The organism is Aquamicrobium terrae (assembly GCF_052978165.1).
In genome coordinates this window covers 272,322-288,318 of record NZ_JBRKLZ010000001.1, presented here as the reverse complement: position 1 = coordinate 288,318, position 15,997 = coordinate 272,322, and the positions used below count along the sequence as shown (strand labels likewise).

13 protein-coding genes are annotated in these 15,997 nt (G+C 59.1%); 12 read left to right on the top strand and 1 reads right to left on the bottom strand.

The window, feature by feature from the left end; all coding sequences use genetic code 11:
- The first annotated feature begins 84 nt into the window (after nt 1-84).
- The 5 genes from ACVCNR_RS01555 (at nt 85) to ACVCNR_RS01535 (ending at nt 7,392) form a co-directional block, all read left to right on the top strand.
- On the top strand, nt 85-2,322 hold the full coding sequence (locus ACVCNR_RS01555) for an ATP-binding protein (RefSeq protein ID WP_447073571.1): 2,238 nt from the start codon (nt 85-87) through the stop codon (nt 2,320-2,322).
- A gap of 23 nt (nt 2,323-2,345) precedes the next feature.
- Nucleotides 2,346-3,938, top strand: coding sequence for an RNA-directed DNA polymerase (locus tag ACVCNR_RS01550; protein WP_447073570.1), 1,593 nt, complete (start codon nt 2,346-2,348; stop codon nt 3,936-3,938).
- Nucleotides 3,939-4,107: 169 nt separating this feature from the next.
- Nucleotides 4,108-5,463: a hypothetical protein gene (locus ACVCNR_RS01545; RefSeq protein WP_447073568.1), complete on the top strand. Its 1,356-nt coding sequence runs from the start codon at nt 4,108-4,110 to the stop codon at nt 5,461-5,463.
- A gap of 9 nt (nt 5,464-5,472) precedes the next feature.
- Complete coding sequence (locus ACVCNR_RS01540; RefSeq protein WP_447073567.1) at nt 5,473-6,159, top strand: hypothetical protein; 687 nt, start codon at nt 5,473-5,475, stop codon at nt 6,157-6,159.
- Nucleotides 6,160-6,198: 39 nt separating this feature from the next.
- Nucleotides 6,199-7,392: a hypothetical protein gene (locus ACVCNR_RS01535; RefSeq protein WP_447073565.1), complete on the top strand. Its 1,194-nt coding sequence runs from the start codon at nt 6,199-6,201 to the stop codon at nt 7,390-7,392.
- A gap of 265 nt (nt 7,393-7,657) precedes the next feature.
- Here the strand turns inward: ACVCNR_RS01535 and ACVCNR_RS01530 are convergent, their stop codons facing one another.
- A complete protein-coding gene (locus ACVCNR_RS01530; RefSeq protein WP_447073564.1) occupies nt 7,658-8,188 on the bottom strand; it encodes a dihydrofolate reductase family protein in 531 nt (176 codons plus the stop codon).
- Between the two features lie 254 nt (nt 8,189-8,442).
- On the opposite strand from ACVCNR_RS01530, the gene ACVCNR_RS01525 reads away from it, so the two are divergent.
- The 7 genes from ACVCNR_RS01525 (at nt 8,443) to ACVCNR_RS01495 (ending at nt 15,907) form a co-directional block, all read left to right on the top strand.
- Complete coding sequence (locus ACVCNR_RS01525) at nt 8,443-9,624, top strand: septal ring lytic transglycosylase RlpA family protein (protein WP_354192419.1); 1,182 nt, start codon at nt 8,443-8,445, stop codon at nt 9,622-9,624.
- Between the two features lie 105 nt (nt 9,625-9,729).
- On the top strand, nt 9,730-10,896 hold the full coding sequence (locus ACVCNR_RS01520; RefSeq protein ID WP_447073562.1) for a D-alanyl-D-alanine carboxypeptidase family protein: 1,167 nt from the start codon (nt 9,730-9,732) through the stop codon (nt 10,894-10,896).
- 43 nt (nt 10,897-10,939) lie between these two features.
- Nucleotides 10,940-11,614 (top strand): dTMP kinase, encoded by a 675-nt coding sequence (tmk, locus tag ACVCNR_RS01515; RefSeq protein ID WP_447073560.1) that lies wholly within the window; start codon nt 10,940-10,942, stop codon nt 11,612-11,614.
- Nucleotides 11,611-12,651: a DNA polymerase III subunit delta' gene (locus tag ACVCNR_RS01510; protein WP_354192422.1), complete on the top strand. Its 1,041-nt coding sequence runs from the start codon at nt 11,611-11,613 to the stop codon at nt 12,649-12,651. The genes tmk and ACVCNR_RS01510 overlap by 4 nt, the downstream gene beginning before the upstream one ends.
- 90 nt (nt 12,652-12,741) lie before the next feature.
- Entirely contained in the window at nt 12,742-14,292 is a 1,551-nt protein-coding gene (gene metG, locus ACVCNR_RS01505; protein ID WP_354192424.1) for a methionine--tRNA ligase, read from the top strand.
- On the top strand, nt 14,292-15,092 hold the full coding sequence (locus ACVCNR_RS01500) for a TatD family hydrolase (protein ID WP_447073559.1): 801 nt from the start codon (nt 14,292-14,294) through the stop codon (nt 15,090-15,092). Before metG ends, ACVCNR_RS01500 begins: the two co-directional genes overlap by 1 nt.
- On the top strand, nt 15,089-15,907 hold the full coding sequence (locus ACVCNR_RS01495) for an MBL fold metallo-hydrolase (protein ID WP_354192428.1): 819 nt from the start codon (nt 15,089-15,091) through the stop codon (nt 15,905-15,907). Before ACVCNR_RS01500 ends, ACVCNR_RS01495 begins: the two co-directional genes overlap by 4 nt.
- Nucleotides 15,908-15,997 lie beyond the last annotated feature (90 nt).

Sequence of the window (15,997 nt, the reverse complement as noted above, 5' to 3'; positions counted from 1 at the left end):
TTAAAATAGTCTGGTGCCAAATCTAAGTGATCGACACGCCTGAGACTATCTCCTACCCTCTCATACGGGCGAAGGGGGGAGATCGTGGAAGCGGCAAGACGACAGACGCGGCACAGGGTCGCCAGCTTGATAATTTACGCCGCTTTGCTGGCGTTGATCCAGTATTGGATCGTTTCGACTGGCTTCACGCCTAACGAGAATGCCATCTGGCTTTATAGCGGATTCGCCAGTCTCCTATTCGGCAGTCGTCTCCTCAATCCTCACTTCACGCCTCCTGCGGATGCAGCAACGAACGCATTCATGGCGCTTGCAGCTCTGATCGCTGGGTCGCTCGTCGTTACGCCAGATAGCGCCGATGCTACGCTGCTGTGGAGCGTTATCGCGCTTTGCGCGGCCATCTGTGTTGTATCGGTCTTAGTCCTTCTCATCAGGCCCCCAATCGGTGCCGAAACTCGCCCCCTTGCTCGCCTCGCGGACAAAGCGGTTCGCGGGCTGGGAAGCCCGGTTGTGATCTTCACGATCGTCATCCTGCTATGCGTCTGGCTCTTTCATCGAACGCGTGCGGACGAGGTCGCGGCCATTCTTAGCGCCTGGGCTGTTATCGTCGTGCTGCGGCCGGTGGAATCGATCTTCGGCTTCGTCGACTGGGCCAGAGAACAATGGGACGCGGTCAAAGCCGATCACGTGATCGGCGCAATAGCGGCCTATCAGTCGCCTGGAATCGTGCTTGTGCGACAGCTCGGCGATAGCAGCGTGCCGCGCGGTACACCGATGGTGGTGGCCGACAACAACGGACCTTGGATGCTGGGCGTCGCCCTGAACTATGTGGGGCGCGACGAAGGAAATCTGCTTCGTGTGCTCACCGTGCGACTGCCGGAAGGCTTGAAGAGCCGTATCAGCAAGCTACCAGAAACAAGAGGAGCAGGCATCGCGCTCGCGCTATCCGCCACGCCGGAAGAATTGGCCGATGTGCCCGCCATACAATGGATCAACCGTTTATGCGGCGTCGTCGTCAGCGACACAAATTTAGATTACGTCCTGTTTGAGGTCACTGAAGATTGGGAACTCGCGGAAGGGCGGCTGGTGGAAACCCGTATTGGTGACCATCACGCCATTTTCCAGATCATCGACGGACTGACGAGAGAGGAAATTGTCCAGCAGAAAAACACCTACGGCTATGCTCGGGCCAAGGCGCGGAAGATCGGACGATGGGACACGGAGGTCGGAAAATTCGTACCGGTAAAATGGCTGCCTCGGATCAACGCGCCCGTCTTTCTGCTCGATTCCGACGAGCATACTGTCTCTCCCGATGCGGTCGGGCATTTTCCGAGTACGAGTTTCGGCGTTGGACTGAATATCTCGGACGTGGTGACGCACAATACCGCGATCCTCGGCATTCTCGGTATCGGCAAGAGCTATCTATCGATCGAACTGGTCGAACGAATGATTGCCGATGGGATCAAGGTGATCTGCCTCGATCTCACCAATCAGTATGCTCAGTTGCTGTCTGAATTCATCGATCCGGCCTACGAAGAAGCACGTCAGCAGGAGTTGGCCGTCGCAGGACAGGGGGGCGTTCCACACCAAAATCAGGAACAGGGCGGAAGCCATCTAGCGTTTCGGGCACGGGTCACGGAGCAACTCCGTGATTTTGTAAATCCGGACGAACAACGGTGGCTGCGTGTCCTCAATCCTGCTCAGTTCGAGGTCACGCGGCAGGCAGGCGGTATGTTTCAGGGTAACGCGAATATGGCGACCCTCACTCCTACCGAAATCACGGCAATCATATCGGATGCTGCCCTAACAATATGCCAGGAACGCGGTATGATTGACCGGGCGCGGGTGTGCCTCGTCTACGAGGAAGCGCACTCCCTCGTCCCCGAGTGGAATTCGGTGGTTGCGGAAGGAGACAAGGCGGCGACGGCGCGAAGCGCGCGGGCGATCCTGCAAGGACGCAAATACGGCCTCGGCTGCCTACTCATCACGCAGCGCACGGCCAACGTAACGAAGACCATCCTCAACCAATGCAATACGATCTTCGCCATGAGAACCTTCGACGATACGGGCAAGGAATTCCTGTCCAACTATATCGGCAGGGACTATGCCGGAGTGCTGCCTAGTCTTGAGGCGCGGCATGCCGTGATTTTCGGAAAAGCCTCGTCCTGTGAGAATCCGGTGCTGGTGAAATTGAACAATCGCGAACACTTTCTGGAGGTGTTCCGAGCAGCAAATCCAGTCCAGCCACTTCCTGCTCCGGAAGATCAAGAGGCACAGGAGCCTCCCGCACAAGATAACGCAATGGGCAATCAAATTCCGTTCTAAATTGGACCGCAAGGTAGGTAGTCGTGGGGTTTAAGCTCTCCGTTTCAGCACTTGATAAGTCGATCAAGCATCTATGCAAATACGGGGACACCGATGTGTTTCCGCACCTGCCAGAACTTGCTTTCTTTCGAGATGAGAGCACAGCCATCATCACCGAACTCAAGGAGCTTGACCTGGATTCCTACAACCCAGGTGGGGCGTTCGAGGCTCTTGCGCCAAAGAGTCGTTTTGGCTTCAGGATCACTCATCAGTTAAGTGCTGTGGATACCGTATTGCTTCTAGCTGCGGTGATAGAGATCGGCTCTTTGATCGAGGCAAGACGACCTAATGCGAAAGGCCTTGAGGCGTTTTCGTACCGTTTCGACAGCACGACCGATGGATCACTATTTCTCCCGAACCGTACATTTAAAGACTGGCTCCATGCGCAGCAGACTCGTATTCAGGGAAACCTCAAGATCAAGCAGGTGGTGCTGACAGATATCTCGGATTTCTACGCTCGCATAAATTTCCACCGCTTGGAAAATCTGCTCGACGAAGCCGCCCCCGCGAACGGGGCCGCGAGATACATCAAGAAAGTGATTAAGGTTATCCGGGCGAAGCAGTCGTTTGGGCTACCGGTTGGCGGCACCGCAGCGAGACTGTTAGCTGAACTGTCCCTTTCCGACACCGATCGGGCGCTCATAGACCACGGCATCATCGCCACGCGGTTCGTCGATGATTTTCGCATCTTTCTGAATGCAGGAGATAATCCATACGATGTCCTGAGCTTTCTGGCACAGCAGCTCAGCATAAACGAGGGTTTATCGCTCAACGCTGCAAAGACTAGAGTAATGTCGCGGAGCGCGTATGTTGATGTTCTTAAGGGGCTAACAAGCGATATTGCGGAAGAAGCCGAGGGTGATGCGCTCGAAACCTTGACTGCGGATATCTATTTCGAGGATTCACCGGACCCTGAGGATATAGAGGCTCTCAAAGCGCTTAATTTGCTTGGATTTCTTCAGGAGGAAATTGGCAAAGAGGACTATGACGTTGGCCGGATCAAGGTGATCTTCCGCGCCCTTAAAATCGTGAGGCCTCCAGATGCCATCGAATTCATCATATCAAACTTTTCGGAGTTGGTAGTATTCGCCAAGGAAGTCAGCCTCCTGATGCAAGCGCTGGAGGAGGAAATCCCCGGCTGCTTCGACGATCTCACTGATAGCGTTGTTTCAGCGATTTTGGAGCCCCCCGCATCCAGCATTCAAGTCATCCGGACATGGCTGCTCGAACTGTTTGCGCGCGGCACGGTGCCAATAAAAGGTGTACAGTTCAAGAAGATCGAGAACCTGCCATCGCTGTTGGATAAGAGGCAGCTTCACATTATCCGGAGCAGAACGAACAATAAAAATTTCTTCCGCATGCAAAAGGCTGCTGTAGGGCAGATTCCACCCTTCGAGCAGCCTGCATTTATTTCTGGCGCGGTCTGCTTGCCAAAGGACGAATATGAAAACTGGATCGTCACACTCAAACCAATTTTCTCAGGACCGACCTGCCACCTTTTCCTAAAGTGGGCGAAGTCCAATAAAGAAAAGCTTATTTCAAAGTTGGGAACCTCGGTAACCGACCAAGTTGAGTAGCGTATCGTCTTTAGTATAGGGGATTAAAATATTAGTCATCAAAGGTGCTATTTTTCTACAATCGAAGTGAGCTTCGGTTTAGCGGGCTTCTCAGCAGAACACACTGGTTTTAAAGGGCTGTACCCTAGTCCATCCATCACTGCTAAGGTCCCGTTCTGGGGGATGGGGTATGGCGTATAAGAAATTGGCGCTTAAAGCGCTTTTGGTGAACAGCGCAAACGACCGGCACGGCGAGTTGGAGAACGAAACGGCCGCCATCGCCTGGCTATTCACGCATCATGAGAGTGCCATGCGAAAGCTGGCAAAGGACCTCGCCGAGACAGGCGAGATTTACGAGCCGCCGCTGGTTTGGCCGGACGGCTCAAACTACGTCGTCTTCGACGGCAACCGCCGTGTCACCTGTCTCAAGCTCATTTCGCAGCCGAAGCGCGCGCCTAGCATGGAACTGCAAGTCTTCTTCAAGGAGTTGAAGGCGAACTGGAAGGGCGTTTTTCCCGACCGGCTAGATTGCCAGATAGAGACCAATCGCGAGCGGATCGACGAAATCCTCCTGAGGCGACACACCGGCACGCGGGGTGGTGTCGGTCGCAACCCTTGGACAGACCGGATGACGGCCACATTCGTCGAGCGAACCGGCAAGGGCGCCGGCGTGAACGTCGCCGACGAAATCGAGAAGTGCCTGGAGGCTGCCGGTATGTTGCCGGCGAAAAAGATACCCTGGTCGACGGCCAACCGGCTTCTCTCTTCTGAAGGACTGCGCAATCGCGTCGGCGTCAGCGTCAACCGAAGCAAATTCCAGCTCACTCACCCTGAGCCTTTGGTACTGCCCATCTTCAGACGCATTGCCGAGGATTTGGCAAACCGCACTGTTGTGTTGGCCGACCTGTGGAACAACGAAGGCAAGGTCGCCTACCTTGATCGCCTAGAGACCGAAGGTGTCCTCCCGCTGCCGCCGTTGCCGTTCCCGTCAGCGCCAAGGATGCCGGGGCCTACTAGCACTGGTCCCGGCGCTGGGACCGGACCCGGCAGTGGCATCGGCCCAGGTCCTAGTTCTCCGCCCAGCCCCCCGCCGGCTGTCAAGCCGATCAAGCGCTCGACCTTGGTCCCGCAGGTGAACCATGCGGTTATCTGGCAAGCTCACGTGCAGCGCCAGCGGCAAATATGGGACGAACTTCAGTTCAAGCTGAAGCTCGACGATCATCCCAATGCCATCTCGGTGCTTTTCCGCGTGCTCTTCGAGTTGTCGATCGACAACTACATCACCCGTACCAACCTCGCAGGCGTCCATCCTAACGACAGTCTGAAAAACAAGGTCAAGAAGGTCAGCGCCGACCTTGAGGCAAAGCGGAGAATTGACGGGAAATATGCTGGCGTAATCCGAAAGCTGGAGAGCGCTGATGGCATCTTTTCTGTCGACACGATGAACCGATACGTCCACTCACCAGACTTCGCGCCTTCACCGAGCCACCTGACAGCGCTGTGGGATCAGGTCTCACAGCTCGTCGTGATCTGCTTAAATGCGTAGCCGACGCCAATGAACGAAGAGCTTCGCAGCATCCCGGATCGCATCCTTGGTCTAGCCAGAGCCGCTCTGACCCAGGCGAACCACCACGCGGTCTTCATGGACCCTGGGAACGAGCACTGGCCGTTGATGTCGGTGCTGAATACCGCCCATGCTGGGGAGCTGTTCCTCAAAGCGATTATAGCCACCGAACACCCGCTGTTGATTTTCAAGGACCTCGTCAATTTGGACGATAAGAATCTTGATGAGCTTGACCTCGAGCGGCTGCTAACGCGTGGGCGGACACACGATTTCGAAAAGCTGCCGCAGGTTCTATGGGCCGCCACTGGCCTGAGGATTCCCAATCCCGAGTGCTATGAGCGCTTACGCCAAGCCCGCAACGCGATCCAACACTTTTGCCCACCAAATGATGGCGATCTCAGCGAGCTATCATTGGAATTTATCTACACAATCCTCGACCCTTTGATAGCAGACCGGTTCGGCATCTATGCAATCGAGCACCACGAAGATCATAGCATCAGCTATGATTATGTTGTGGCTTGTTTGCTCAGACATGAGCTGCGATTTTCGCTTCCTGAAGACTTTAACGTGACCGAGATAGACCTCAATGAGGAGTTTGGTGCGGCGTCAGCCGAATACCAAATCTGGTTCCGTGAGGCTCTGGCACAAATCAATAAAGCCGACCTTCTGAAGGCTTAGGGACGCACCAAAATCTGTTTCTTGGATGTAATCAGAGTCATGGCCTTAAGTTCCACCACGCAAAAATTCATATGGGGTGTCTTTGCAGCTCGATGCGCAATGTGTCGCCGCAAGGTCGTATGGGAATCGGCAGCCGGCGGACGGTCACTAACCGGAGAAATTGCACACATCGTTGGCGCTCAGCGCGCGGCCGCACGTGGTCGCGTAGCGTTCTCTGGCGACCGGGACGGCCCCGACAACCTCATGTTGCTATGTCGTGAAGATCATAAGGTTATCGACGATAATGAAGATGAGTATCCCGTCGAGCGTCTGCACCGAATTAGAAAAGAATATCTTGCGTGGCTTGAGAGCCAATTAACGTTGGCGCAGCGTTGGTCCGCGAGAATTATTTCCCAATACACCTATCTGAATGTCCCACGCCTTGATGAGTTTGCTGCAACGCTAGGATTTCAAGTTCGCCATCATCCTATCCCGGGCACTACACACTTGTCTGAGCTCAACTACCTAATGGAACAATATCGCCGGGTTATCGAGAACCTGCCCATGGAGTCCGTTTTGGTGGACAAGATTGGCTTCGCTCATGAAGGGTATGTGGGCCAGGTCGTCTCTTTCGAGCGTTTGCGATTCAGGAACCGAAACGTGCCCCTTTATCGTCCAGAGGGAAAGATGACGTCCTTCACGGGCAATCTAGAATATGACCCTCACATCTATCACGCGTTTCCAGATTGGCGGTTTGTTATCAACATAGACCTCCGATGGATAACCACCAACACAGCGTACGGCTTGGTTCGATCCAGCGGAGCCGGTGCGTTGTTCTCCGGATTTACCCGCATTAACGCTGTCGATTTCGAGACGAGGACAATGTTTGCGACCGGCTTGGCGATCGGCCTCCCGCCCAGTATTTTTGATAGGCCCCTCGATTACGAGACACCAGAAAGCGAACCGATTAACATGTCCATGTTCGAGGACGACATAACCAAAGCAAGGCAAGACGAATGGATAGGCCGCGTTGAGGCATGCGACGGCTGCGGAAAGGTGTTCGTGGAGGGCGATTACATGGTCGATGGCCCACTACAGCGCGGCGGTCCTTGGGGTAACATCTGTGAGCGCTGCTTTCTGGCCGGTGATCGTCAGCTAGGCGTTGGGCTGGGTCAGCTTTTCAGAAAGACTGCAACCGGATGGCCCATGGTTGGTGGGTATCCAAGGGCCCGAGATAACGAGGCGGATTACTAAGCTAGCTGGGGAACAGGAATCTCGGGCGCAGCGCTAGTGCTCACGCGCTGGCTTTTTATGCTAACAATTGGAATTCGGCTTTCCCGGAGAAGTTACGCAAACCAGTCGGTCGGCTTACTCCCTACTGTAACCGTTCGTTCGCATTTCATTTTTGGAGGGCTATAGCGTAGATGTAGTTCTCTGTTTCGTCGGCTTCGGCCCGCCACCAATTTTCGTAAAGGACCGGAATTCTGGGTGTTTGCCGTGAAATTGCAAGCGCTCCCGACTAGGCAGGAACGTATGTCAACCTGACCGTGCCTTCGCCAATGAGATCGGTGGAAACAAGGCGAAGCGGCGGCCGTGGGCCGGCAAAGAAGGGCTTGCCGTGACCAAGCACGACGGGGTGGAAGTAGAGCCGATACTCATCGATAAGGCCAAGGTCGGTCAGGCTTCGGGCCAGGTCTGGTCCGGAAACAGCGATCTCCCCGCCGAGCCGCGCCTTCAGGTCGCGTATCACCGTCTCGATGTCATCCCGGACAAGGGTGGCGTTGGGGCCGACTGATCTCAACGAGCGCGATACGACCCACTTCGGTTGGCGCCGCCACGCCGTCGCGAACTCGTGTTGCTCCGCATTCCAGTCAGCATGGTCTTCGTCCCAATAGCGCATGACCTCGTACATGCGGCGGCCGTAAACACTGCCGGTCAGATCGCGCACGTGCTCAATCCAGTGACGAAAGAGTGCGGGATCTGGCGCAAATTCCTGGTGGTCGACGTAGCCGTCCAGTGACTGGTTCATTCCGAAGACAAGCTTCGCCATGCTACTTAATCTCCGCTCCAAGATGTTCGCGATAGTATGAGCAGGAGGACGCAGAAAGTGAAGCTGGCCGCAAATTGCCATGCCGAGCGCACACTGACACAAAGACGCCCAGTTCCCGCCACAATCGGTTAATGGGCCGATAACGAATTCCTGCGCAAATGCGAATGAGCGGAAGCAGGATGTCTGGCTTCGGAAGCGCGCGGTTCGGGCTTCCGATAGCAAGGCTTTCTTCTTGAGTCAGGGGATTGTCTTACATGCAGGCCGTGGCGCGACGGCGTCTTCGTCGCACTTTCACAATCATGTCCTTTGCCGTATCGGCGGTCGCCCTTGCAGCCTGCGGGACACCGCAGCCCAAGGAGGCGTCGGCCAAGCGCTCCAAGGAATATTTCCCCGAATCCAAATATGGCGTGAAGGCCAGCCCGCGTGTCGCCTACGGCACCAAGATCAAGCGGGGAGGCGGGCGCGACCAGGTCGGCAAGCCCTATCAGGTCGCCGGCAAGTGGTATTATCCCAAGGAAGACCCGAAATACTCCAAGGTCGGTGCCGCCTCCTGGTATGGCGATGCCTTCCATGGGCGTCTGACGGCGAATGGCGAAATCTATGACACAGCCCACCTGACAGCAGCCCATCCGACCATGCCTTTGCCGAGCTATGCCCGCGTCACAAACGTTGCAAATGGCAGTTCCGTGGTGGTGCGCGTGAACGATCGCGGACCCTACCACGGCAATCGCATCATCGACCTGTCCAAACGAGCCGCCGACATGCTGGGCTACAGCGCCGCGGGAACCGCCAAGGTGAAGGTCGACTATATCGGCCGTGCTCCTCTGGACGGCGACGACGAGCCTTATCTGGTGGCCTCCTACCAACCCGGAAATCGCGCGCCCGATCCATCGGTCGGCCTGCCGACGGGCGTGATGATCGCCATGAATGGCGCAACGCCGAGCCTGGGCGGCGGGCGCAGAACGCCGTTCCCCGACGCGGGGCAGGCGCTGGCTTTCGGCGATGTTCCACTGCCCGATTACGGGCCGATCGTGCCGATCCGGCCGGATTCCGGCCTGCCGTCGGATTCGCCTTTTGCGCTCGCGTCGCTCTCCTATGCCGACGAGCGTATTGCCAGCGCGGCTCAGGCTTTTGCGGCTCTGGATGGCAATGGCCTGACGTCGCAGGCGGTGGCGGCCTCGTGGAAGCGTGACAATCCCGGGCAGGCAGGCCCCGGCGATTACATCGCGGCGGGCACTTTCGACAGCGCCTCGGCTGCCCGTGAGGTCGCCCGGCGCCTCTCCGGCATCGGCAAGGTCACGGTCAAGCGCTCCATGGCCGGGGGCAGGGAGTGGCATGCCGTCGAAGTTTATGCCGATGGCCATGCCGATCTCGACACCATGCTGCAGGCCGCTTGGGCAAGCGGCGCGCCGGATGCGCTGGTGGTTCGCAACTGACGCGGCACAAGGGCTGTTGGTGACTGCGCACGGCTGTTGATTTGGCGGGTCGTGGACTGGTAGCCTGAGGCACTTTCCGCCAAGGCAGTACGGACAAGTTCCTTCATGTCATTTTTCCCGCGCGTTCCGCTTATCGGCCTTGCCGTATTTGCCTGCATTTGGGCGGGAAGCGGTGCGGCCTTCGCCCAGTTGTTCGAAACCAAGGCCGCGCAGGCTTTCATGGTCGATGGAGAAACGGGCAGCGTCCTGTTCGCCAAGGATGCCGACGCGCCGGTCCAGCCGGCGTCGCTCGCCAAGCTGATGACCCTTGAAATGGCTTTCGATGCGGTGAAATCAAAGCGCCTGACCCTCGAAGACACCTTCGTCGTCAGCGAGAACGCCTGGCGCACCGGCGGGGCTCCCTCGCGCACTTCGACCATGTTTGCCGCCGTGAGGTCGAGCATCCGTCTGGAAGACCTCATGCGCGGCATCGCCGTGCAGGCGGCCAATGACGGCTGCATCGTCATTGCCGAGGGCGTGGCGGGCTCGGAAGGCAATTTCGCCCTTCAGATGAATGAGCGCGCCCGCAAGATCGGGCTGCAGAAATCCGTCTTCGTCAACTCGACCGGCCTTCCGGCCGAGGGGCAGGTGACGACGGTGCGCGAGCTCGTGCAGCTTGCCCGCCATCTCCAGCAAACCTATCCCGACCTCTACGGCCTGTTTGCGGAAACCGAATTCACCTGGAACAAGATCACCCAGCGCAACCGAAATCCGTTGCTGGCCATGGATATAGGCGCCGAAGGGCTGGCCGTGGGCGCCAGCGAGCAGAACGGTTTCACCATCGTCGGCGCGATCTCCCAGAACGGCAGAAGGGTGATCGCGGCGCTGAGCGGACTGGCCTCCGACCGCGAGCGCGCGGAAGAGGCGCGCAAGCTGCTGGAATGGGGGCTGCGCTCCTTCGAGAAGACCGAGATTTTCGCGGCTGACGAAGTGGTGGGCACCGCGCAGGTCTATGGCGGCGCCAAAAGCGGTGTGGCGCTGAAGGCCAGGGGGCCGGTGGACCTTTTGCTGCCGGTCGCCAATCGCGACAAGCTGACGGCCAGGATCGTCTATCAGGGGCCGCTACCCGCTCCGGTGGAGGAAGGGCAGCCGGTCGGGTCGCTGCGCATATGGATCGGCGACACGCTCAGCCAGGAAATGCCGCTGTTCGCCGCCGAGACTGTCGAGGTTGGCGAACTTCACAGCCGTGCCTTCGATGCCGTGAAGGAACTGGCCATCGGGTGGCTGCGCTGATAAGCGGTAGCGATACCGCGACAATGGGACGAAACATCAGCCAGTGCGCCAGGGATTCTTCATAAGCTTCGAAGGTGGGGAGGGGGCCGGCAAGTCCACCCAGATCGAGCGGCTGGCCAGGAAGCTGCGCGCCAAGAAATATGATGTCGTCGTCACGCGCGAACCGGGTGGCTCGCCCGGCGCCGAGGCCGTGCGCCATGTCATCCTATCGGGCGCGGCCGAAGCGCTCGGCCCCAAAATGGAGGCATTGCTGTTCGCGGCGGCCCGTTCCGATCATGTCGAGCAGCTTATCCGGCCAGCCATCGAGCGCGGCGCCATCGTACTGTGCGACCGTTTCGTCGATTCATCGCGGGTCTACCAGGGCGTGACCGGCGGTCTGCCGGCCGAATTCATGGACGCGCTGGAGAAGGTGACGGTGAACGGCATGATGCCGGACATGACGGTCATTCTCGATATCGATCCGGTCGAGGGCCTCAAGCGCGCCAATGCACGCCGTTCCGCCGGCGACGTCCCGGATCGTTTCGAGAAGGAGACGGTGGAGACCCATGAGCGGCGGCGCGAGGCATTTCTGGCCATCGCGAGAGCGGAGCGGGAACGCTGCGTGGTGATCGACGCCGCCGCCACTCCACAGGATGTGGAAGACGCCGTTACGGAAGCGGTCTTCGAGCGGCTCGAAAAGCGGATGCCTGCAAAGCGGTCGAAAGGCGCGGCCGAATGATGTTCGAACGGCTGGCCCCGGAACAGCACGACACGCTGGACGGCGTGCCGGAACCTGCCGAAACCCCGTTTCTGGTCGGGCACGCGGAAGCGGCCGGCATGCTGGCAAGCGCCTATCGCGCCGGCAAGCTGCCGCATGCGTTGATGTTCGTGGGGCCGGTGGGGATCGGCAAGGCGACGTTCGCCTTCCATCTTGCCCATCATTTGCTGAAATATCCCCGCCATGAAGAGGCACCCGAACAACTAGCGGTTCCCGATCCGGCATCGCCCTTGTTCCGGCAGGTCGCGCAAGGCGCCCATCCTTCCGTGCTGCACCTTACGCGGCCGCTCAACGAGCGCACCAAAGCCTTCAAGTCGGTGGTCACGGTGGACGAGATCCGCAAGGTCGGCGGTTTCCTGTCTCTGACCTCGCATGACGGCGGCTACCGTGTCGTCATCGTCGATCCGGCCGACGACATGAATGCCAACGCGGCCAACGCGCTTCTGAAGAACCTGGAGGAGCCGCCGGCGCGCACGCTGTTCATCCTCATCGTTCATGCGCCGGGCTCGCTGTTGCCGACGATCCGCTCGCGCTGCCAGGTGGTGCGGTTGTCGCCACTGGAGCCGCAGAGCCTCGGGCAGGTGCTGCAAGCCGTGGGGCAGCCGGCCGGCGACGGCGGGCTGCTGGAGCGGGCAGGGGGCAGCGTGCGCACTGCCATCCTGCTTTGGCAATATGGTGGCCTGGAAATTGCCGAAGCGCTGGAAAATCTGGTGCGTTCACCCCGTTATGAAATTGCCGCGGCCCATCGGCTGGCCGATGTGGTCGCGGGCCGTGATGGGGCCGTTCCGTTCGATATCTTCAACCGCCATGCGCTGGACCTGCTTTCGGAAACCGCGCGACAGGCGGCCCTTGCCGGCGATCTCGCCCGCGCCAAGATGCTAACCGACGCTTGGCAGGAAGCGCGCGATGCGATAATCGAAATGGAAACCTACAACCTCGACAAGAAGCAGCACGCGCTTTCGATGATCGACCGCCTGAATTCTGCATTTCGAATGTGATGCTCCGCCTTGCCGCGGGATGGCAATCGCCATTCCGATGCTATATCCACCGCACATTCGTACCCTGCAGGCTTCAAGACGGTTCATTTCATGTCGCGCGACAGTTTCTACATCACCACGGCCATTTCCTATCCGAACGGCAAGCCGCATATCGGCCATGCCTATGAGCTGATCGCCACGGATGCGCTGGCGCGTTTCCAGCGTTGCGACGGGAAGGACGTGTTCTTCCTCACCGGCACCGACGAGCACGGCATCAAGATGCTCCAGACGGCCCGCAAGGAAGGCATTTCGCCGCGCGAGCTGGCCGATCGCAACGCTGCCGAGTTCCAGCGCATGGCGACGGCGTTGAATGCCTCGAACGACGATTTCATCCGCACCACCGAAGAGCGCCACTACAAGGCCTCGCAGGCGATCTGGAAGGCGATGGCCGCCCAAGGCGACATCTACAAGGGCGGCTATGCGGGTTGGTATTCGGTGCGCGACGAGGCCTATTACGGCGAGGAAGAAACCGAGTTGCGCGATGACGGCGTGCGCTACGGGCCGCAGGGCACGCCGGTCGAATGGGTCGAGGAGGAAAGCTATTTCTTCCGCCTCTCCGCCTATCAGGACAAGCTCCTGGCACTCTACGAAAATCAGCCGGACTTCATCGGGCCGGCCGAGCGCCGCAACGAGGTGGCAAACTTCGTTCGCTCGGGCCTGAAGGATCTGTCGATCTCGCGCACCACGTTCGACTGGGGCGTGCCGGTGCCGGGCGACGAGAAGCATGTGATGTATGTGTGGGTGGATGCACTCACCAACTACATTACCGCACTCGGCTATCCAGATGAAAATGAAGCAAAATGGCGTTTCTGGCCTGCCGATGCGCATATTATCGGCAAGGATATCGTGCGCTTCCATGCCATCTACTGGCCGGCCTTCCTGATGTCGGCGGGCATCGAACTGCCGAAGCGCGTGTTCGGCCACGGATTCCTGTTCAACCGCGGCGAGAAGATGTCGAAATCGCTCGGCAACGTCATCGATCCGTTTACGATGGCCGAGCACTATGGCGTCGATCAGGTGCGCTACTTCTTCCTGCGCGAAGTGCCGTTCGGGCAGGACGGCAGCTACAGCCACGAGGCGATCGTCAATCGTACCAATGCTGACCTTGCCAATGATCTCGGCAATTTGGCGCAGCGTTCGCTGTCGATGATCGCCAAGAACTGCGGTGGCGTGGTGCCGAAGCGTGGCGACCTCGCTGAATCCGACAAGGCCATCCTCGCGCAGGCGGTGGATGCCTTGGCGACCGCACGCAAGGCGATGGCCGAGCAGGCGATCCATCAGGCGCTGGCGGCGATCTTCGGCGTGGTGGCCGAGGCAAATCGCTATTTCGCGGGGCAGGAGCCCTGGGCGCTGAAGAAAACCGATCCGGCGCGCATGGAAACCGTGTTGTGGACGACCGCCGAGATCATCCGCCGCGTCGGCATCCTGTGCCAGCCTTTCATTCCCGGTTCCGCGGCCAAGCTGCTGGATCTGCTGGCGGTGGACGAGGGAGAGCGCGGCTTCGACCGTGTCGATACGCTGGAGGCGCTGGCGCCGGGGGCGGCGCTGCCGGCTCCGCAGCCCGTTTTCCCGCGCTATGTCGAGCCGGAGCAGAACGCCTGATGCTGGTCGACAGCCATTGTCATCTGGATTTCCCGGATTTCGCCGAGGAGCGAGCTGCGATCATTGCCCGCGCCCGGGAGGCGGGCGTCGAACGCATGGTGACCATTTCCACCCGTGTGCGGAAATTCGACCAGATTCGCGAAATTGCGGAGACTTTCGACGAAGTCTACTGCTCGATCGGCACTCATCCGCACAATGCGGCCGAAGAACCGGACGTGACCGCCGAGGAACTGGTGCGTCTCTCCGGGCACCCCAAGGTGGTCGCCATCGGCGAGGCAGGCCTCGACTACCACTATGACCATGCGCCGCGCGATGCGCAGGCCAAGGGTTTCCGCACCCACATAGCGGCCGCGCGCGAAACCGGCTTGCCGCTGGTCATTCATGCGCGCTCGGCCGACGACGATATGGCGGCCATACTGGAAGAGGAAACCGGGAAGGGGGCCTTCCCCTTCGTCCTGCATTGCTTCTCGTCGGGCAAACGGCTGGCCGAGGTCGGCGTGGCGCTGGGCGGCTATGTATCGTTTTCGGGCATACTCACCTTCCGCAACTCGCAGGACATAAGGGACATTGCCGCCGCCGTGCGGCTTGACCGCCTGCTGGTGGAAACCGATGCGCCCTATCTTGCGCCGATCCCGCACCGCGGAAAGCGCAACGAGCCTGCCTTTGTGGCCCATACGGCGGCTGTTCTGGCCGAGACGATCGGTCTCGACAGCGCCGAGGTAGCGCGGCTGACGACAGATAATTTCTTCCGTCTTTTCAGCAAGATGCCGAGCCCGGATGAAGTGGTGCCGAAGGCGTGAGCGACCGGCTGCGCTTTACCGTCCTGGGATGCGGCTCTTCGCCGGGCGTGCCGCGCATCACCGGTGACTGGGGCGCGTGCGATCCTGCCAATCCGAAGAACCGCCGCATGCGCGCCGCGGCCATGTTCGAGCGCATCAAGGAAGACGGACGCCGCACCACCGTGGTCATCGATACCGGACCGGACTTCCGCGCCCAGATGCTCATGGCCGGCGTGAAGCGCATCGACGCAGTGCTCTACACCCATCCGCATGCCGACCATATTCACGGCATAGACGACCTGCGTGGCTATGTGCTGGAACAGAAGCGGTTGATCGATATCTATGCCGATAGCTTCACCATGGCGCGGCTGCGCGAGGCGTTCGGCTATTGCTTCGAGACGCCTCCGGGCAGCTCGTATCCGCCGATCCTGTGGGCGCGCAATATCGATCACGATCGGCCAATTACGGTGGAAGGAGAGGGCGGTGCCCTCGCCTTCGAGCCGTTGCCGCAGGTGCATGGCGACATCACCTCGCTCGGTTTCCGGGTTGGCGACATTGCCTATTGTCCCGATGTCAGCGCTTTCCCAGAGGCAACGGCGGCGCGATTGAACGGGCTCGACCTGCTGATCATCGACGCCTTGCAATACCGGCGGCATCCCAGTCATTTTTCGCTTGGCGAGGCGCTGGAGTGGATCGAACGGCTGAAACCCAAACAGGCGGTGCTGACGCACATGCATGTGCCGCTGGACTACGAAACCGTGCGCGCCGAGACGCCGGATATTGTCGAGCCTGCCTATGACGGCATGGCGCTGGAGTTTCCCATCCAATCAATATGATGCGTATGGACGTTGGCGTTGTGGATGCCGCAGGCCAGACGCTCGGACCTTCATTTCATGGCGGCGGGTCTGGCGCATATCGTTGTTGCC

Bases quoted from the DNA above. Each gene is read 5' to 3' on its own strand.
- ACVCNR_RS01510 (WP_354192422.1), top strand. From the start codon at position 11,611: ATGATGTTCGAACGGCTGGCCCCGGAACAGCACGACACGCTGGACGGC.
- ACVCNR_RS01520 (WP_447073562.1), top strand. From the start codon at position 9,730: ATGTCATTTTTCCCGCGCGTTCCGCTTATCGGCCTTGCCGTATTTGCC.
- ACVCNR_RS01500 (WP_447073559.1), top strand. From the start codon at position 14,292: ATGCTGGTCGACAGCCATTGTCATCTGGATTTCCCGGATTTCGCCGAG.
- ACVCNR_RS01540 (WP_447073567.1), top strand. From the start codon at position 5,473: ATGAACGAAGAGCTTCGCAGCATCCCGGATCGCATCCTTGGTCTAGCC.
- ACVCNR_RS01535 (WP_447073565.1), top strand. From the start codon at position 6,199: ATGGCCTTAAGTTCCACCACGCAAAAATTCATATGGGGTGTCTTTGCA.
- ACVCNR_RS01525 (WP_354192419.1), top strand. From the start codon at position 8,443: ATGCAGGCCGTGGCGCGACGGCGTCTTCGTCGCACTTTCACAATCATG.
- ACVCNR_RS01545 (WP_447073568.1), top strand. From the start codon at position 4,108: ATGGCGTATAAGAAATTGGCGCTTAAAGCGCTTTTGGTGAACAGCGCA.
- metG (WP_354192424.1), top strand. From the start codon at position 12,742: ATGTCGCGCGACAGTTTCTACATCACCACGGCCATTTCCTATCCGAAC.
- ACVCNR_RS01530 (WP_447073564.1), bottom strand. From the start codon at position 8,188: ATGGCGAAGCTTGTCTTCGGAATGAACCAGTCACTGGACGGCTACGTC.